At 55.0% G+C, this 12,848-nt stretch carries 13 protein-coding genes and 1 pseudogene; 5 read left to right on the forward strand and 9 right to left on the reverse strand.

The window, feature by feature from the left end; genetic code table 11:
* Position 1 precedes the first annotated feature (1 nt).
* The 4 genes and pseudogenes from hisA to hisE form a co-directional block, all read left to right on the forward strand.
* Complete coding sequence (gene hisA / locus ACN28Q_RS04195; RefSeq protein ID WP_095845179.1) at positions 2 to 739, forward strand: 1-(5-phosphoribosyl)-5-[(5-phosphoribosylamino)methylideneamino]imidazole-4-carboxamide isomerase; 738 nt, start codon at positions 2 to 4, stop codon at positions 737 to 739.
* A complete protein-coding gene (hisF, locus tag ACN28Q_RS04200; protein WP_095845180.1) occupies positions 721 to 1,497 on the forward strand; it encodes an imidazole glycerol phosphate synthase subunit HisF in 777 nt (258 codons plus the stop codon). The genes hisA and hisF overlap by 19 nt, the downstream gene beginning before the upstream one ends.
* Positions 1,491 to 2,105, forward strand: a complete 615-nt coding sequence (hisIE, locus tag ACN28Q_RS04205) for a bifunctional phosphoribosyl-AMP cyclohydrolase/phosphoribosyl-ATP diphosphatase HisIE (protein WP_095845181.1) — start codon at positions 1,491 to 1,493, stop codon at positions 2,103 to 2,105. The genes hisF and hisIE overlap by 7 nt, the downstream gene beginning before the upstream one ends.
* A 223-nt stretch (positions 2,106 to 2,328) precedes the next feature.
* A pseudogene (hisE, locus tag ACN28Q_RS04210) lies at positions 2,329 to 2,499 on the forward strand (phosphoribosyl-ATP diphosphatase); the annotation flags it as partial.
* A 216-nt stretch (positions 2,500 to 2,715) separates the two neighbouring features.
* Here the strand turns inward: hisE and ACN28Q_RS04215 are convergent.
* Genes ACN28Q_RS04215 through ACN28Q_RS04235 form a run of 5 tightly spaced genes read right to left on the reverse strand, consistent with a single transcriptional unit; the run spans position 2,716 to position 6,665 of the window.
* Entirely contained in the window at positions 2,716 to 3,486 is a 771-nt protein-coding gene (locus ACN28Q_RS04215) for a class I SAM-dependent methyltransferase (RefSeq protein ID WP_095845182.1), read from the reverse strand.
* A gap of 10 nt (positions 3,487 to 3,496) precedes the next feature.
* Positions 3,497 to 3,838, reverse strand: a complete 342-nt coding sequence (locus ACN28Q_RS04220; RefSeq protein ID WP_095845183.1) for a cupin domain-containing protein — start codon at positions 3,836 to 3,838, stop codon at positions 3,497 to 3,499.
* 37 nt (positions 3,839 to 3,875) lie between these two features.
* On the reverse strand, positions 3,876 to 4,616 hold the full coding sequence (locus ACN28Q_RS04225; RefSeq protein ID WP_095845184.1) for an ABC transporter ATP-binding protein: 741 nt from the start codon (positions 4,614 to 4,616) through the stop codon (positions 3,876 to 3,878).
* Entirely contained in the window at positions 4,613 to 5,632 is a 1,020-nt protein-coding gene (locus tag ACN28Q_RS04230) for a FecCD family ABC transporter permease (RefSeq protein ID WP_095845185.1), read from the reverse strand. The genes ACN28Q_RS04225 and ACN28Q_RS04230 overlap by 4 nt, the downstream gene beginning before the upstream one ends.
* Positions 5,625 to 6,665 carry an ABC transporter substrate-binding protein gene (locus ACN28Q_RS04235; protein WP_230469575.1) on the reverse strand — a complete coding sequence of 347 codons (1,041 nt, stop codon included), beginning with the start codon at positions 6,663 to 6,665 and terminating at the stop codon, positions 5,625 to 5,627. The genes ACN28Q_RS04230 and ACN28Q_RS04235 overlap by 8 nt, the downstream gene beginning before the upstream one ends.
* Before the next feature lie 146 nt (positions 6,666 to 6,811).
* Here ACN28Q_RS04235 and ACN28Q_RS04240 point away from each other — a divergent pair, with 146 nt between their 5' ends.
* The gene (locus ACN28Q_RS04240) at positions 6,812 to 7,528 is read left to right on the forward strand and encodes a Crp/Fnr family transcriptional regulator (RefSeq protein ID WP_095845187.1); all 717 of its coding nucleotides are present in this window, start codon (positions 6,812 to 6,814) and stop codon (positions 7,526 to 7,528) included.
* A gap of 28 nt (positions 7,529 to 7,556) precedes the next feature.
* On the opposite strand, the gene ACN28Q_RS04245 is transcribed toward ACN28Q_RS04240, so the two are convergent.
* The 4 genes from ACN28Q_RS04245 to ACN28Q_RS04260 all read right to left on the reverse strand — a co-directional run bounded on the left by ACN28Q_RS04245 (position 7,557) and on the right by ACN28Q_RS04260 (position 12,805).
* Complete coding sequence (locus tag ACN28Q_RS04245) at positions 7,557 to 9,491, reverse strand: TonB-dependent receptor family protein (protein ID WP_230469574.1); 1,935 nt, start codon at positions 9,489 to 9,491, stop codon at positions 7,557 to 7,559.
* A 366-nt stretch (positions 9,492 to 9,857) separates the two neighbouring features.
* Positions 9,858 to 10,547 carry a cysteine hydrolase family protein gene (locus ACN28Q_RS04250; protein WP_095845189.1) on the reverse strand — a complete coding sequence of 230 codons (690 nt, stop codon included), beginning with the start codon at positions 10,545 to 10,547 and terminating at the stop codon, positions 9,858 to 9,860.
* 4 nt (positions 10,548 to 10,551) lie between these two features.
* Positions 10,552 to 11,595: a putative urea ABC transporter substrate-binding protein gene (locus ACN28Q_RS04255; protein WP_095845190.1), complete on the reverse strand. Its 1,044-nt coding sequence runs from the start codon at positions 11,593 to 11,595 to the stop codon at positions 10,552 to 10,554.
* Between the two features lie 91 nt (positions 11,596 to 11,686).
* Positions 11,687 to 12,805, reverse strand: coding sequence for a LysR family transcriptional regulator (locus ACN28Q_RS04260; protein ID WP_131929009.1), 1,119 nt, complete (start codon positions 12,803 to 12,805; stop codon positions 11,687 to 11,689).
* Positions 12,806 to 12,848 lie beyond the last annotated feature (43 nt).

Below are 12,848 nucleotides of genomic sequence, written 5' to 3' on the forward strand. Positions count from 1 at the left end.
CATGATTATTCCCGCTTTGGATTTGATCAACGGCAACGTGGTGCGTCTGCATCAGGGCGATTACGGCCAGCAGCGCGCCTACGGCAACGATCCGCTGCTGCGTCTGCAGGATTATCAGCAACAGGGCGCGCAAGTGCTGCATCTGGTGGATCTCACCGGCGCCAAAGATCCGGCGGCGCGCCAGATCCCGCTGTTGCGCACGCTGCTGGCCGGCGTGAACGTGCCGGTGCAGGTTGGCGGCGGTATCCGCAGTGAACAGGATGTGGCCGCGTTGCTGGAAGCCGGCGCCAGCCGCGTGGTGGTCGGCTCCACCGCCGTGAAACAGCCGCAGCAGGTGCAAGGGTGGTTCGAGCGCTACGGCGCGGATGCCATGGTGCTGGCGCTGGACGTGCGCATTGACGCCGCCGGCAACAAGCACGTCGCCATCAGCGGCTGGCAGGAGAACTCCGATCTCACGCTGGAACAGGTGGTGGAGCAATACCTGCCGTATGGATTAAAACACGTGCTGTGCACGGATATTTCCCGCGACGGCACCCTGGCCGGTTCCAACGTGGCGCTGTATCAGGAAATCAGCAGCCGTTATCCGCAGATCGCCTTCCAGGCGTCTGGCGGCATCGGCAATCTGGATGATATCGCCGCGCTGCGTGGCAGCGGTGTGGAAGGGGTGATCGTTGGGCGCGCCCTGCTGGAAGGTAAATTTAGCGTTGAGGAGGCAATCGCATGCTGGCAAAACGGATAATCCCGTGTCTGGACGTCAGAGACGGCCAAGTGGTGAAAGGCGTGCAGTTCCGCAACCACGAAATCATCGGCGACATCGTGCCGCTGGCGCAGCGCTATGCGCAGGAAGGCGCGGATGAGCTGGTGTTCTATGATATCACCGCCTCCAGCGACGGCCGGGTGGTGGATAAAAGCTGGGTTTCGCGCGTGGCGGAAGTGATCGATATTCCGTTCTGCGTGGCGGGCGGGATTAAAAGCGCCGAAGACGCCAGCCAGATCCTGTCGTTTGGCGCCGATAAAATATCCATCAACTCACCGGCGCTGGCGGATCCCACGCTTATCAGCCGCCTGGCGGACCGCTTTGGCGTACAATGTATCGTGGTAGGGATCGATACCTGGCACGACAGCGCCACCGGCAAATATCATGTGAACCAATATACCGGCGACGAACAGCGCACCCGCGTAACCCAATGGGAAACGCTGGACTGGGTGCAGGAAGTGCAAAAACGCGGCGCCGGGGAAATCGTGCTGAACATGATGAACCAGGATGGCGTGCGCAACGGTTACGATCTGGAACAGCTGAAGCAGGTACGCAGCGTGTGCAAAGTGCCGCTGATCGCCTCTGGCGGCGCGGGCACCATGGAGCACTTCCTGGAAGCGTTCCGCGATGCGGGCGTTGACGGTGCGCTGGCGGCTTCGGTGTTCCATAAACAAATTATCAATATCGGCGAACTGAAAAAGTTCCTGGCCGAGCAAGGCGTGGAGATTCGCGTGTGTTAACAAAACAACAAAAGGCCCAGTTGGACTGGGAAAAAACGGATAACCTGATGCCGGCAATCATTCAGCATGCCGTATCCGGCGAAGTGTTGATGCTGGGCTACATGAACCCGGCGGCGCTGGCAGCCACCGAAGAAAGCGGCAAGGTGACCTTCTTCTCACGCACCAAACAACGCCTGTGGACCAAGGGCGAAAGCTCCGGCAACTTCCTGAACGTGGTGAGCATCACGCCAGACTGCGACAACGATACGCTGCTGGTGCTGGCAAACCCAGTTGGCCCAACCTGCCACCAGGGCACCAGCAGTTGCTTCCACCCGGCGACCAGCGACTGGGGTTTCCTGTACCAGTTGGAACAGTTGCTTGCCGAGCGCAAAAACGCCAGCCCGGATACCTCTTACACCGCCAAACTGTATGCCAGCGGCACCAAGCGTATCGCGCAAAAAGTGGGTGAAGAAGGCGTGGAAACCGCATTGGCAGCGACGGTGCACGATCGTGAAGAACTGACGAATGAAGCATCCGATCTGGTTTATCACCTGCTGGTGCTGCTGCAGGATCAGGATCTAGATTTAAGTAAGGTGATCGGCTGCCTGCGCGCACGGCATCAGAAGTAACCACCTTTCGCCCTCACCCTAACCCTCTCCCGCCGGGAGAGGGGATCTCCGTGCCCCCATCGGCACCCGTATCTGATTTATGTCATCGGCATCCATCCGCACTGGGTTTGCCAATAGCAGCCCCATGCCGCATGTGCGCCCCCTCTCCCATTGGGAGAGGGCCGGGGTGAGGGGCTTTACCACAACACCGAGTCATATGGCGAAGATCCAGCGGTTACGGCGAAAATTGGGGAAAGAAGGCGTGGAAACCGCATTGGCGGCGACGGTGCACGATCGTGAAGAGCTAACGAATGAAGCATCCGATCTGATTTATCACCTGCTGGTGCTGCTGCAGGATCAGGATCTAGATTTAAGTAAGGTGATCGGCTGCCTGCGCGCACGGCATCAGAAGTAACCTCTTTTCGCCCTCACCCTAACCCTCTCCCGCCAGGAGAGGGGATCTCCGTGCACACATCGGCACCCGTATCTGATTTATGTCATCGGCATCCATCCGCACTGGGTTTGCCAATAACAGCTCAATGCCGCATGTGCGCCCCCTCTCCCGTTGGGAGAGGGCCGGGGTGAGGGGCACCGAAGCATATGGCACTGGCCGGGCGTTTGCTCCGCCAGACTATTTTATGCTGACCACCGCAATATAATTCAGCTTATGGCGGTTGCGGCGAAAGTGGTGAAACATGTGCAAAAACGGCTGACGGTTCTCTTTTTTCAATGCATTGCGGATGATGGTCAACGCGCCGCCCAGCCCTTCATCGCGAATCAAACCTCGCGGTGACAACAGGCTCATCGGGCCGGACGTGGTGCTCACCTGGCGAAAACCCGCCGTTTGAAACAAATCAACCCACGCTTCCTTTAGCATCGGCTGTGCTTTTACGTGGATCGCCTGATGCATCTGCGCCAGCAAATCGGCGCGATCTTGTGCCGTTTTCAGCGAAATATCGTGGGTTAGCAAGCGGCCGCCGGGCTTCAGCACCCGCAGATACTCCTGCAGCAACCGGGCTTTAGCTTTATCCGCATACATAGTCAGCATCGCTTCATTAATCACCACATCAAAACTGTTATCGTCAAAAGGCAACTGTGACGCATCCGCCATCTGGGTGGAAACCCGATGGGAAAGGCCCCGTGCAGCAATATTTTTCTCCGCACGGGCAAGCGCCTGCTTATCCATATCAATGCCAACGACATGGCACTGAAAACGATGGGCGATATCAATGGCCGTGGTGCCCATATTACAGGCGATTTCCAGTACCTTTGCGTCTGCATTCAACCCAGAATGCGCCAACAGCCATTCCGTTGCTTCCCGCCCGCCGGGGCGCAGCCGTTTTTTACCCAGCCGCGCCAGGAATTTATGGCCGGCCTCATGGTGTGTGGTGGCATTATCCATGGTGCGCTCCTTATTTCCCATTGGGTTCGCGTAACATGATCAGCAGCATTTTTGCCCGCTCTGGCGCATCGACGGCATGGGGGATATTCGCGGGCATACGCACAATTTCACCCGGCGCCGCCGTTACCGGCCGGCCCTCAATGGTGAGCAGCAGCCGGCCTTCCACCACCATCACGATGGCATCGAAAGGCGCGCTGTGTTCAGAAAGTGCCTGGCCTTGATCAAAAGCAAACAGGGTAATATTGCCGCCGCCATTTTTCGCCAATACGCGGCTGGCGATGCCTTGCTCGGTGTAATTGACAAGAGCGCTAATGGTCAGTGCTTCTGCGGGGGAAAGGGGTTTTTGGCTCATGAGTGTGGTTCCTTTTCGTCATTTATAGACAGGGTATTCAACCAAACAATGGCGTCACACCACGGGTATGCCGATTACCGCGGGTAACAGACGTGAGCGCCACCGGGATTTGATACAGTTGCGCCAAACCGGCCTCTGTCAGCACCTCACCACAGCGGCCGAACTGATAACCGCCATCGGCAAACAGCAACAGGGCGCGATCGGCGATATGCAGCGCGTGTTGGGGATAGTGGCTGCTAAATAGCAAGGTCATCTGATGATCCGCCGCCAACTCACGCAGTGCGCTTAACACGCAGTCCTGATTGGTTAAATCAAGTGCGGAGGTCGGTTCATCTAAAATCAGGATTTCCGGTTCTGCGGCCAGCGCACGGGCAATCATCACCATCTGTTTTTCGCCGCCGCTAAGCCGGTTAAAGGGATGCTCGGCAAAACGGCTCAGCCCCAGATATTCGAGACAGCGCATCACAATGCGGTGATCATGCACTGACGGTGAGGCATACCACGGCAGATGGCGCACACGGCCGAGCGTTACCATCGTGCGCACGGAATAGTTAAAAAATGAACCGTCTAACTGCGGCACATAGGCCACCGGTGCATTGAGCCGAATATCGCCCGTTGCCCCTTGCTGTATACCCAGTAACAGCCGCAACAGCGTGGTTTTCCCGCGCCCATTCGGCCCTAAAATGGCGCAGACGCTGCCAGCAGGCAGATGAAAGCTCAGATCGCTAAACAACTGACGATGGCCAAGGCGGTAGCTGAGTTTCTCAACCTGGATCATAGATCGGTCACCTTTTTATTCAGTGTATGGATGAGTACAGCGAAGATGGGTGCGCCAATCAGCGCGGTGATCACACTCAGTGGAATTTCTGCGGCGCTCATACTCCGGGCGAGCGTATCCACGGCGATCAGATAAATCGCGCCAATAGCCGCACTGGCGGGTAATAAGCGTTGATGATCGTGCCCGGCCACAAGACGGGCGATATGAGGGATAATCAGCCCAACCCAGCCGATAGTGCCAGAAACGGCAACGGTGGCGCTGGTGATCAGCGTAATACACAGCAATACTCCCCAACGGGTTATCGCCACCGACATGCCGAGAGCCTGCGCGTTCTCTTCGCCCAAAGACAGCACATTAATACGAAAGCGCAGCGCGAAAATGATCCCCGTTGCCAGCACCACGGCCGGTAACAACACCCACAGTTTCAAGTAAGAGGCACTGGCAAGGCTGCCCATCAGCCAGAACACGATGGATTGCAAGGTATTATTCGGATCGGCGAAATAGGTGATCAACGATATCAGGGCAGCAAAAAAGGCGTTAATAATCACGCCGGCCAAAATCAGCATCAGCAGGCTGCTGCCATGGCGGTTTAACCCCAGCAGAAACACCAGCACAATCGCCAGCAACCCGCCGATAAACGCCAAACCGATGGTGATAAACAGCGATGAAAACAGCAAAATGGCCAGGGCGCCGCCCAACGCCGCGCCGGAAGAAACGCCGATAATCTGCGGCCCCACCAGCGGATTGCGGAAAATACCTTGCAGTGCGGCACCGGCGACAGCCAGCCCCGCGCCCGCCAGCCCCGCCATCAGCACCCGGGGAAGGCGCACATAGAGCACCACATTCTGCGCTGTGCGGCTGTATGCCGTGTTATCCGCGTGGCCCATTATGGCATCGGTAATTATCTGCAACACGGCGGGAAAAGGCACCGTATAACGGCCGGCACCGAGCGCACCAAGCAACGTGAGCAACAGGTATCCGGAGAGGACGAACCAGAACCCTTTTGCGTTATGCATGCGGTTGCCCCATCAGTCGTAAGTAATCCTGGCTGCCGCGGTTTAACTCCAATTGCAGGATGCCATCAATTTGTTGTTCAGTTACGCTATAGCCATAAAGCTGCTGATAACGGCGGCGGATCTCCGCGCGCAGCGGCCAGTGAGCGGTTTGTGGGTGAAAAATCATCGACAACCACTGCCAATACAGAGGCGTTTCCTGATTGGGTGCATCCCAGACAAACCCACCGATCGGCAGTTTATACACCCGCCGTTTTTTAACTGCCGCGACCCCGCTGAGCACGGGGTTCAGATATACGTCATCGGGTTTTAATCCCTGTTCAAAATTACCCAGCAGAATAATGTCAGGATCCCACAGCAAAATTTGTTCAATATTCAGGGTTCGTGGGCCGGTAAGATCGCGGTTTAAACTCACGCCGCCGGCGAGCGCGAAATCGGCGTTATTGTGGGAAGTTGAGCCAAAGGTTTGAATACTTTGATTAAAATGGGATAAATACAGCACCCGGGGCTGCGCTGCCTCCGGGAGCGCCGCGGTGGTTGCCGCCAGCGCATTAATAACGTCCTGGCGCCAGTGCAGCATGCCCGCAGCCTTTTCGGGCTTGCCCAACGTGGTTCCCATCAGGGCGATCCACCGTTGGGTATCACTCTCTTTGCCATAATTGAGGGTGGCGACAGTCAGGCCTGCATCACGCATCGGCGAAAGGATATCGTCGCCACGATGCCCCCACTGCCACACTAAATCAGGCTGCACATTGAGCAGCGCCTCAATATTCGGCGTAAAATTATTACCGACCATATCGGAGCGGACGTTCAATACCTCGGGGAACATGAGCCCTAACATCCCTTCACGCGCCGCGACACCGGCAAACGGGTGCATGCCCACCAGTTTCTCACTGCTTTCATCCAACCCAACCAACATGGAAGCGGCAGGTATCGGGATCACGACGATGCGCGTCGCCGGCGCAGACAGGCGAATGTTCCGGTTTGCCATGTCGGTAAATTCGAGCGTGCCCTGTGCCATCGCGCTGGCGGCCATACCGGTGATAACCACAAGAACGATACGTATTAATAGGCTATTTATCATAGGGTTATTAGCAATAAGGTTAGAAGAATTGAATTGATAACGCGTGTTATTATCACTTATGATCGCTTCATTCTAGGGCGCGCTAACAAGGATGGCCTATGACATTTGTCAAACACACATTGCCCAGAGAAACGCAGCTGCATTGCCTTAAATCATGCCCGTTATTCAGCGCGATCCCGGATTTTGGCCTGGCGCTGGGGCTGGCAAACAGCGCTTATATGCAGTTCAACAGCGGCGATATGCTGAACCATGATGGGGATGCCTTTAAATATTGCCCGCTATTAATTTCCGGCCAGATTGAGGTCTTTCGCCACGGCTTTCTTGGGGAGGAAAAAGTCTTTGGGATTTTTAGCCCAGGTGAGCTTGTCGCGATTGCCGCCGTTTTTATGCCGCACAACCGTTATCCGATGAGCTTGCGGGCAAAAACCGCCGGCGATGCCCTGTTGCTGGACAAACGGGATATACTGCAACTCTGCCACCGCTATCCCATTGTGATGGAAAGGCTACTTTCCCGCTTCAGCCTGAAGCTGTATGAGCACATTAACTACATCGATTGGCTAACTTCCAGTTCCGCAGAACAACGGCTGGCGGCTTATTTATTGGATCTCCGCACACGCCAGCACGGTGATGTGGTGGCGTTGCCCCTATCCCGCGGGCAACTGGCGGCTAAACTGGGGATGCGCTATGAAACGCTAAGCCGGTTGTTCTCCGGCTGGCGGCGCAAGGGGTTTATCGATGTGCATAAAGACGTTGTGCATATTAAGGATGACGCCTATCTCAACCGGCTGGCGATCCCAGCGCAGCGGCCGTTTTAACGCCCAACCGCGCGGAGCGCACAGTTGGCTAGAAATCGTAGGTAATTCCCCCATTAACACTAAAGCCCATGCCAGGGAACAGCGTATTATCATTGGCGGCCACACGGCGGCTCGCTACAGAAGTGGTGGCATAGCGTTCGCGCGTCAGGTTATCGAGGGTAAGGTAAAGCGACCAGTTATCCGTTGGCTGATAACTGCTGCTGAAACCGAGCACGGCATAGCGCTTACGTTTCTGAATATCAAGATTGTTTTCGTGATCCACCGCCATATCGGTTGGCGACCAATGCAGATTGGGGCCAAAACGCCAATGGCCGATGTGATAGAGCACTTCTGCCGCGATCATATTGCGCGGGATGCCGGCAATATAGTTGCCGTTATATTCCCCGCCGGTAAAGCGGAAGTCGCTGTAAGTCCAGGACACGCGATATTCGACATCGCCGCGGCCACTGGGAAGCGCTCCCCGAAGGCCCAGCTCCAGCCCCTGATGGCGGGTTTTTGCCGCATAGTTGAAAACGCCGACCACTGTCCCTTCGGAATCATAGGTCGTGATGTATTCATCTTTAATCAGGCTGCGATATAGCGCAATATCCCATTTTACCTGCTCGGAAAACTCACCGTCGCCCCCCACTTCAAAAGTGATCGCTTTTTGCGGAGAGAGCCTGGTCAATTTACCATCGCTGGAGTTGATGATTTCCCAAAAAGTGGCCGGTTCCTGGCTGGCGCTGATATTAGCAAAATAACGCTGATTATAGGCCGGGCGCCAGATAATGCCGGCTTTCGGCGTCCAAAAGCGCCAATCCTGATCCAATGAAACATCACTATGGCGTTTGTCCACGTTGCGCCGGGCATAGGTCGCTTTGGCATCCAAATTTAACGTAAGATCGGGGGTGATATGTAAACCGGCGCCAAGGCTGGCGTAGATATTTTCCGCTCGCCCGTCAAAATGGCCGATGGGGGTTTTATCCGTTAGCGTGCCACGCCGGTTTTGCATCAGTTCTGTGTCCAGCCCCATCTGGTCCAAGGCCAGCGCCGCACGGTAGCTAACGGGATCTGTTTCAACATTGTAGGTAAACTGCGCACCCTCACTGTGGCTTTGGCTGAAGCGATAGTAAGAGGGCGTGGTGAAATTGTCGTGAGTGCGGATATGCCAAACGCCCAGCCCTAACTGCTGGTTACCCATTAGCCAGTCAGAACGGTTAGCAATACGCAGCTGCGCCACATTACGGTGTGGATCCCGCTGCAACACCATGGGGTAAACATCCGTTGGGTTGCGGTTCAATGCCTCTTCCGACAACGAACCGGCAACATCAAAACGCAGATCCGTCCAGCCCAGCCAGGTGCGGTTCTCAAAGTTATCCGTTACATAGCCGATATTGCCGCGCATGGTTTTCCGTTGGGAAGTTGAGTGCTTACGGTAACCATCGAAATGATCGTAAGTCAGATTAATACGCCCGTCGAAACGGCCATCTTCCGTTACGCCACCAAGGGCAACCTGCCCCGCTTCACGGCCATAAGAACCATACTCATAACGCAAACGCCCGTTCTCATCACGCCCGGTGTAGGAGAGAAGATCTAACTCACCGCCAAGACTATTACTCTGCGGATTCAGGCTGTTAGCACCGCGCCGCACGCTGATCATGCGGGCATCGCGCATTTCCAGCGTACTGATATGGAAACTCCCATCGGCATCCGCAACGGGTAAGCCGTCTTGCATCAATAATACGCCGCGCGCTAACGGCGCACTCTGTACACCAGAACCACGGATGTTAAGGCGCGGCTGATCGATGCCGCCAAAGAAATTTTGGATCAGAATACCGGGCTGATAATCGAGGGCATCGTGCAAGGTCGCCTGGCGAGTCTCTTTTTTGACGATCGCTAAATTGGTTCCCCCCGCGACATTGTCGAGTTTCTCTTTTTCCCGTTGTTCATCAGGTGCCAACCGGCTGGTTGGGGCTGCGCTCACAATAAGTGTATCCGGCGGCGAATTTAGCGCCGCCGCCAATGGAAGTGGGCAAATCCCCAGGGCAGAAAAAGCGAAAAAGCAACTCACGGAGCGTGCCTGTAAATGACGCATGTCCTTCTCCTTATGGTTGTAATGATTATTATTTCCTTTTGAGGCGTATAATATATAAGCGATGGGTAAGACTGACCTATGACATTTGTCAAGGTACAACACCTGGCAACAGGGAATTAATGCATTGATTTTAATATTAAATAAATGGATTTACGGCAAGAACGATGCGAGGGAATAGCTTCACGTATTCATATAAACAAAAAAGCCGCTGAGCGTTAGCCCTGCGGCGCAGACAGACTTACCGAACACGGCATTTCATTTCCCGATGGCAACCAGCAAATCCGCAGATTGCGCCACGGCGCCAAATATCCCCCCTTCCCGCAAGGTAATGTCAATGGTTGCCTGATGCAGGCCTTTTTCGCCGGCCGCACAGCAATCGGTGAGCAGCAGGCAATCGTAGCCGCGATCGTTAGCCTCACGCATCGTTGAGTGGACACAGACATCTGTCGTCACCCCGGTTAAGATCAATTGCCGAATGTCTTTGGCGCGCAGGATTTGATCGAGATCGGTGGCATGAAAAGCGCTGTTCCCAGGTTTATCGATCAGAATGTCATCGGGCGCGGGCGCCAACTCCGATACGATATTCCAGCCTCGCTCTCCCCGAATAAGAAAGCGGCCCAATGGGCCTTCAGCCCCCACGGGCGTGCCATTGAGAAGGCCCCGGAGCCGCTTGTTTGGGTTGAGATCGCTTAAATCAGGGCGGTGCCCTTCACGGGTGAAGATGACGGTCATGCCAGCAGCGCGTAGTGCCCGCAACACGTTGGCGATCGGCGTGATTGCAGCACGCCCCGCAGCCACTGAATATCCCATGGAAGCAAAATAACCATAGGGATGAAGGAAATCATCTTGCATATCAATGATAAGCAACGCAGTGTCCTGTGGCGACCAACGCTCGGACAATGGCCAGCAATAAGGCCTGGAAGCAAGCGGTTTGTAGATGCTCATGGTGCTATTTCTCCATAAACTCTGCCGGAAAGCGTAACTTGATATGGTTTGTATTCCCTGCCACTTTTCCCGGGAAAGCAATACCGATATCGCCCGGTTGGCGGATCCCCTCCCCCAACAAGCCTTGCTCAAAACTGAACTGTTGAATATGCGCCAGGCCTTGCTGAAAATCGGCACTGCCGACAAATGCAGCACCTTCAGCTGGTGCGTAGAAATGCGTCGTTTTCAACTGTTGCCTAAAGCCGGCCGCGTCCGTCCCCGAAGCCTCGGCCATCCAGGCGACAGCCTGTTCATGTTCGGGGCCCGAAGCAGCCAGAATATCCATGACTTCATACCAGGCACCGGCAATAGCCTTGCCAATACCAGGGTACTTTTTGAGCAAATCGGTACGGATAAGTAGCCCGTCATTGATCTCGCCGGGAATGTCTGCAGAACTGAATACGAGATGGGCGTTCGTGTTAGCCGAAAGAATCGAAGCCAGCTGGGGCTGCCAAGTGACCATCGCTTTCACCGTGTTGTTCGGGAAGAGCGCGATCATATCCGCATCGGACGTATTGACCACGGTAACATCACGCTCCGACAGGCCTGCTTTTTCCAACCCGCGAGCCAGCAGGTAATGCGATCCGGAAAATTGCACCAGGTTGACGGGCTGCCCTTTAATGGCGGAGAGATCCTTGCCATCCTTCAGGATAATCCCATCATTCCCCAGGGAATTGCTGAGCAATAGCGGCACACTGGTATCCACACCGGAAGCGGCAGGAATCGTGAGCGCATCAAGCAGCATAGCTATCGTCCCCTCAAATTCCCCCGCGGTATATTGGTTAATACCTTCTATGTAGTCATTAACCTGTACCGCAGATAAATCCACCCCGAACTTCTCGCCCCAGCGTTTTAGGATGCCCGATTCCTGCGCATAACCCAGCGGCATGGAGCCAACATAGACCGACCAAGCAATTCGCACCTGCGGCGGTTTATCAGCGATAGCATGCAGGGAGAAACAGAATAGAAATACGGCGAACAGCCCGTTGGCGGAAAATAGGCGTTTCATGATGCAACCTCGTTGAATACGGGAGACAAGTCTTGAGTTTGTCAGTTCAGCGCGGGGCATCCAATGCTGCGGAATACATGTATACATGCGATTACCCGCAGGTTTGGCTCACCAATAGCAGATCGTCAATAAACGCTTTCAACACCGGGCGTGGAGCATGCTTACTTTTACGTGTTATGGCCTGTATCGGAGATGAACGCCGGTACTGAGCAGGATCGAGTATCACCAACTCCCCCTTTTCGACCCAGCGTTTGGCAAAATGAGCGGGTAAAAAACCAATGTGGTTACCGGCAAGAATGAGCATGGCAGCGGCTTCAATATTACTGACCCAGGCATTAGGCGGCACCCGCTCCTCTCCCAATGGCAGTAGATCCGCACTGTCTAAAAACTCGCGAACCACTTTCTTCGCGCTGGGCAATCCTTCCTGCAGTTCAGCGCCACGAAGCGAGGCCAGCGGATGGGTAACTGCCGCATACAGCAAATCCTGCTCCAGATACAGAGGCAAGTATTCAAGCTCTTGCAGATTGTGGCTGAAAATACCGATGCCAATATCAGAACGGTTATCCAGAACGGCCTGCTCAATGCGGGCTGGCGCTGCGATATCGATGAAAAACTCGGCCTGATTGTGCTCCCGCTGAACAAAACGCTGTATTGTGGCGGTCAAAGGGCAATTGTCATCCGTGATCAGATTATCGATCATGGCAATGCGAATGGGGCCACTTAGCTGACGTTGCATTGCTATGGCATCATGCTCAAAGCGCCGGGTTACAGCGAACAACTCTACTGCCCGGCGATAGATGACCGCCCCTTCGTCCGTTAGCGCAAACCCCGAACGGCCACGTTCACATAATTTGAACCCCAGCCGGCACTCAAGCTGAGTGATCTGCCTGCTGATGGTTGAGGCGTCTCGCCCCAGAATCGCTTGCGCGTTGCTGAACCCTCTGGAGTCCACTACCGCCAGGAAAACACGCAGCAGCCGAAGATCGATATCGGTAATATTCATATTTATAACCGGAGATGTGAGGAAAAAACGGGTACCAATGGCATACGGAACGCCAATTTCAGATCCTATAAGCCACACCCTAGCAGAAACAATCTTTTCATGGCATAGCACATCGATAATATTGCCCATCGCCACCGGAGATAAACCGGCCCCCTCCACCGCCAGATTATTCATCGTTACGGGAACGTGATACGAGCCATCACGCACATGGCGCCACCGTATCGTTCGCCATAGCCATTAAATAATGCAC

This window comes from Gibbsiella quercinecans (genome assembly GCF_002291425.1).
Taxonomy (GTDB): Bacteria; Pseudomonadota; Gammaproteobacteria; order Enterobacterales; family Enterobacteriaceae; genus Gibbsiella; species Gibbsiella quercinecans.

Excerpts from the sequence above, each read along its gene's own strand:
- ACN28Q_RS04225 (WP_095845184.1), bottom strand. The coding sequence starts at position 4,616 with ATGATCCAGGTTGAGAAACTCAGCTACCGCCTTGGCCATCGTCAGTTG.
- hisF (WP_095845180.1), top strand. The coding sequence starts at position 721 with ATGCTGGCAAAACGGATAATCCCGTGTCTGGACGTCAGAGACGGCCAA.
- ACN28Q_RS04255 (WP_095845190.1), bottom strand. The coding sequence starts at position 11,595 with ATGAAACGCCTATTTTCCGCCAACGGGCTGTTCGCCGTATTTCTATTC.
- ACN28Q_RS04235 (WP_230469575.1), bottom strand. The coding sequence starts at position 6,665 with ATGGCCGCCAGCGCGATGGCACAGGGCACGCTCGAATTTACCGACATG.
- ACN28Q_RS04230 (WP_095845185.1), bottom strand. The coding sequence starts at position 5,632 with ATGCATAACGCAAAAGGGTTCTGGTTCGTCCTCTCCGGATACCTGTTG.
- ACN28Q_RS04220 (WP_095845183.1), bottom strand. The coding sequence starts at position 3,838 with ATGAGCCAAAAACCCCTTTCCCCCGCAGAAGCACTGACCATTAGCGCT.
- hisA (WP_095845179.1), top strand. The coding sequence starts at position 2 with ATGATTATTCCCGCTTTGGATTTGATCAACGGCAACGTGGTGCGTCTG.
- ACN28Q_RS04240 (WP_095845187.1), top strand. The coding sequence starts at position 6,812 with ATGACATTTGTCAAACACACATTGCCCAGAGAAACGCAGCTGCATTGC.
- ACN28Q_RS04250 (WP_095845189.1), bottom strand. The coding sequence starts at position 10,547 with ATGAGCATCTACAAACCGCTTGCTTCCAGGCCTTATTGCTGGCCATTG.
- ACN28Q_RS04215 (WP_095845182.1), bottom strand. The coding sequence starts at position 3,486 with ATGGATAATGCCACCACACACCATGAGGCCGGCCATAAATTCCTGGCG.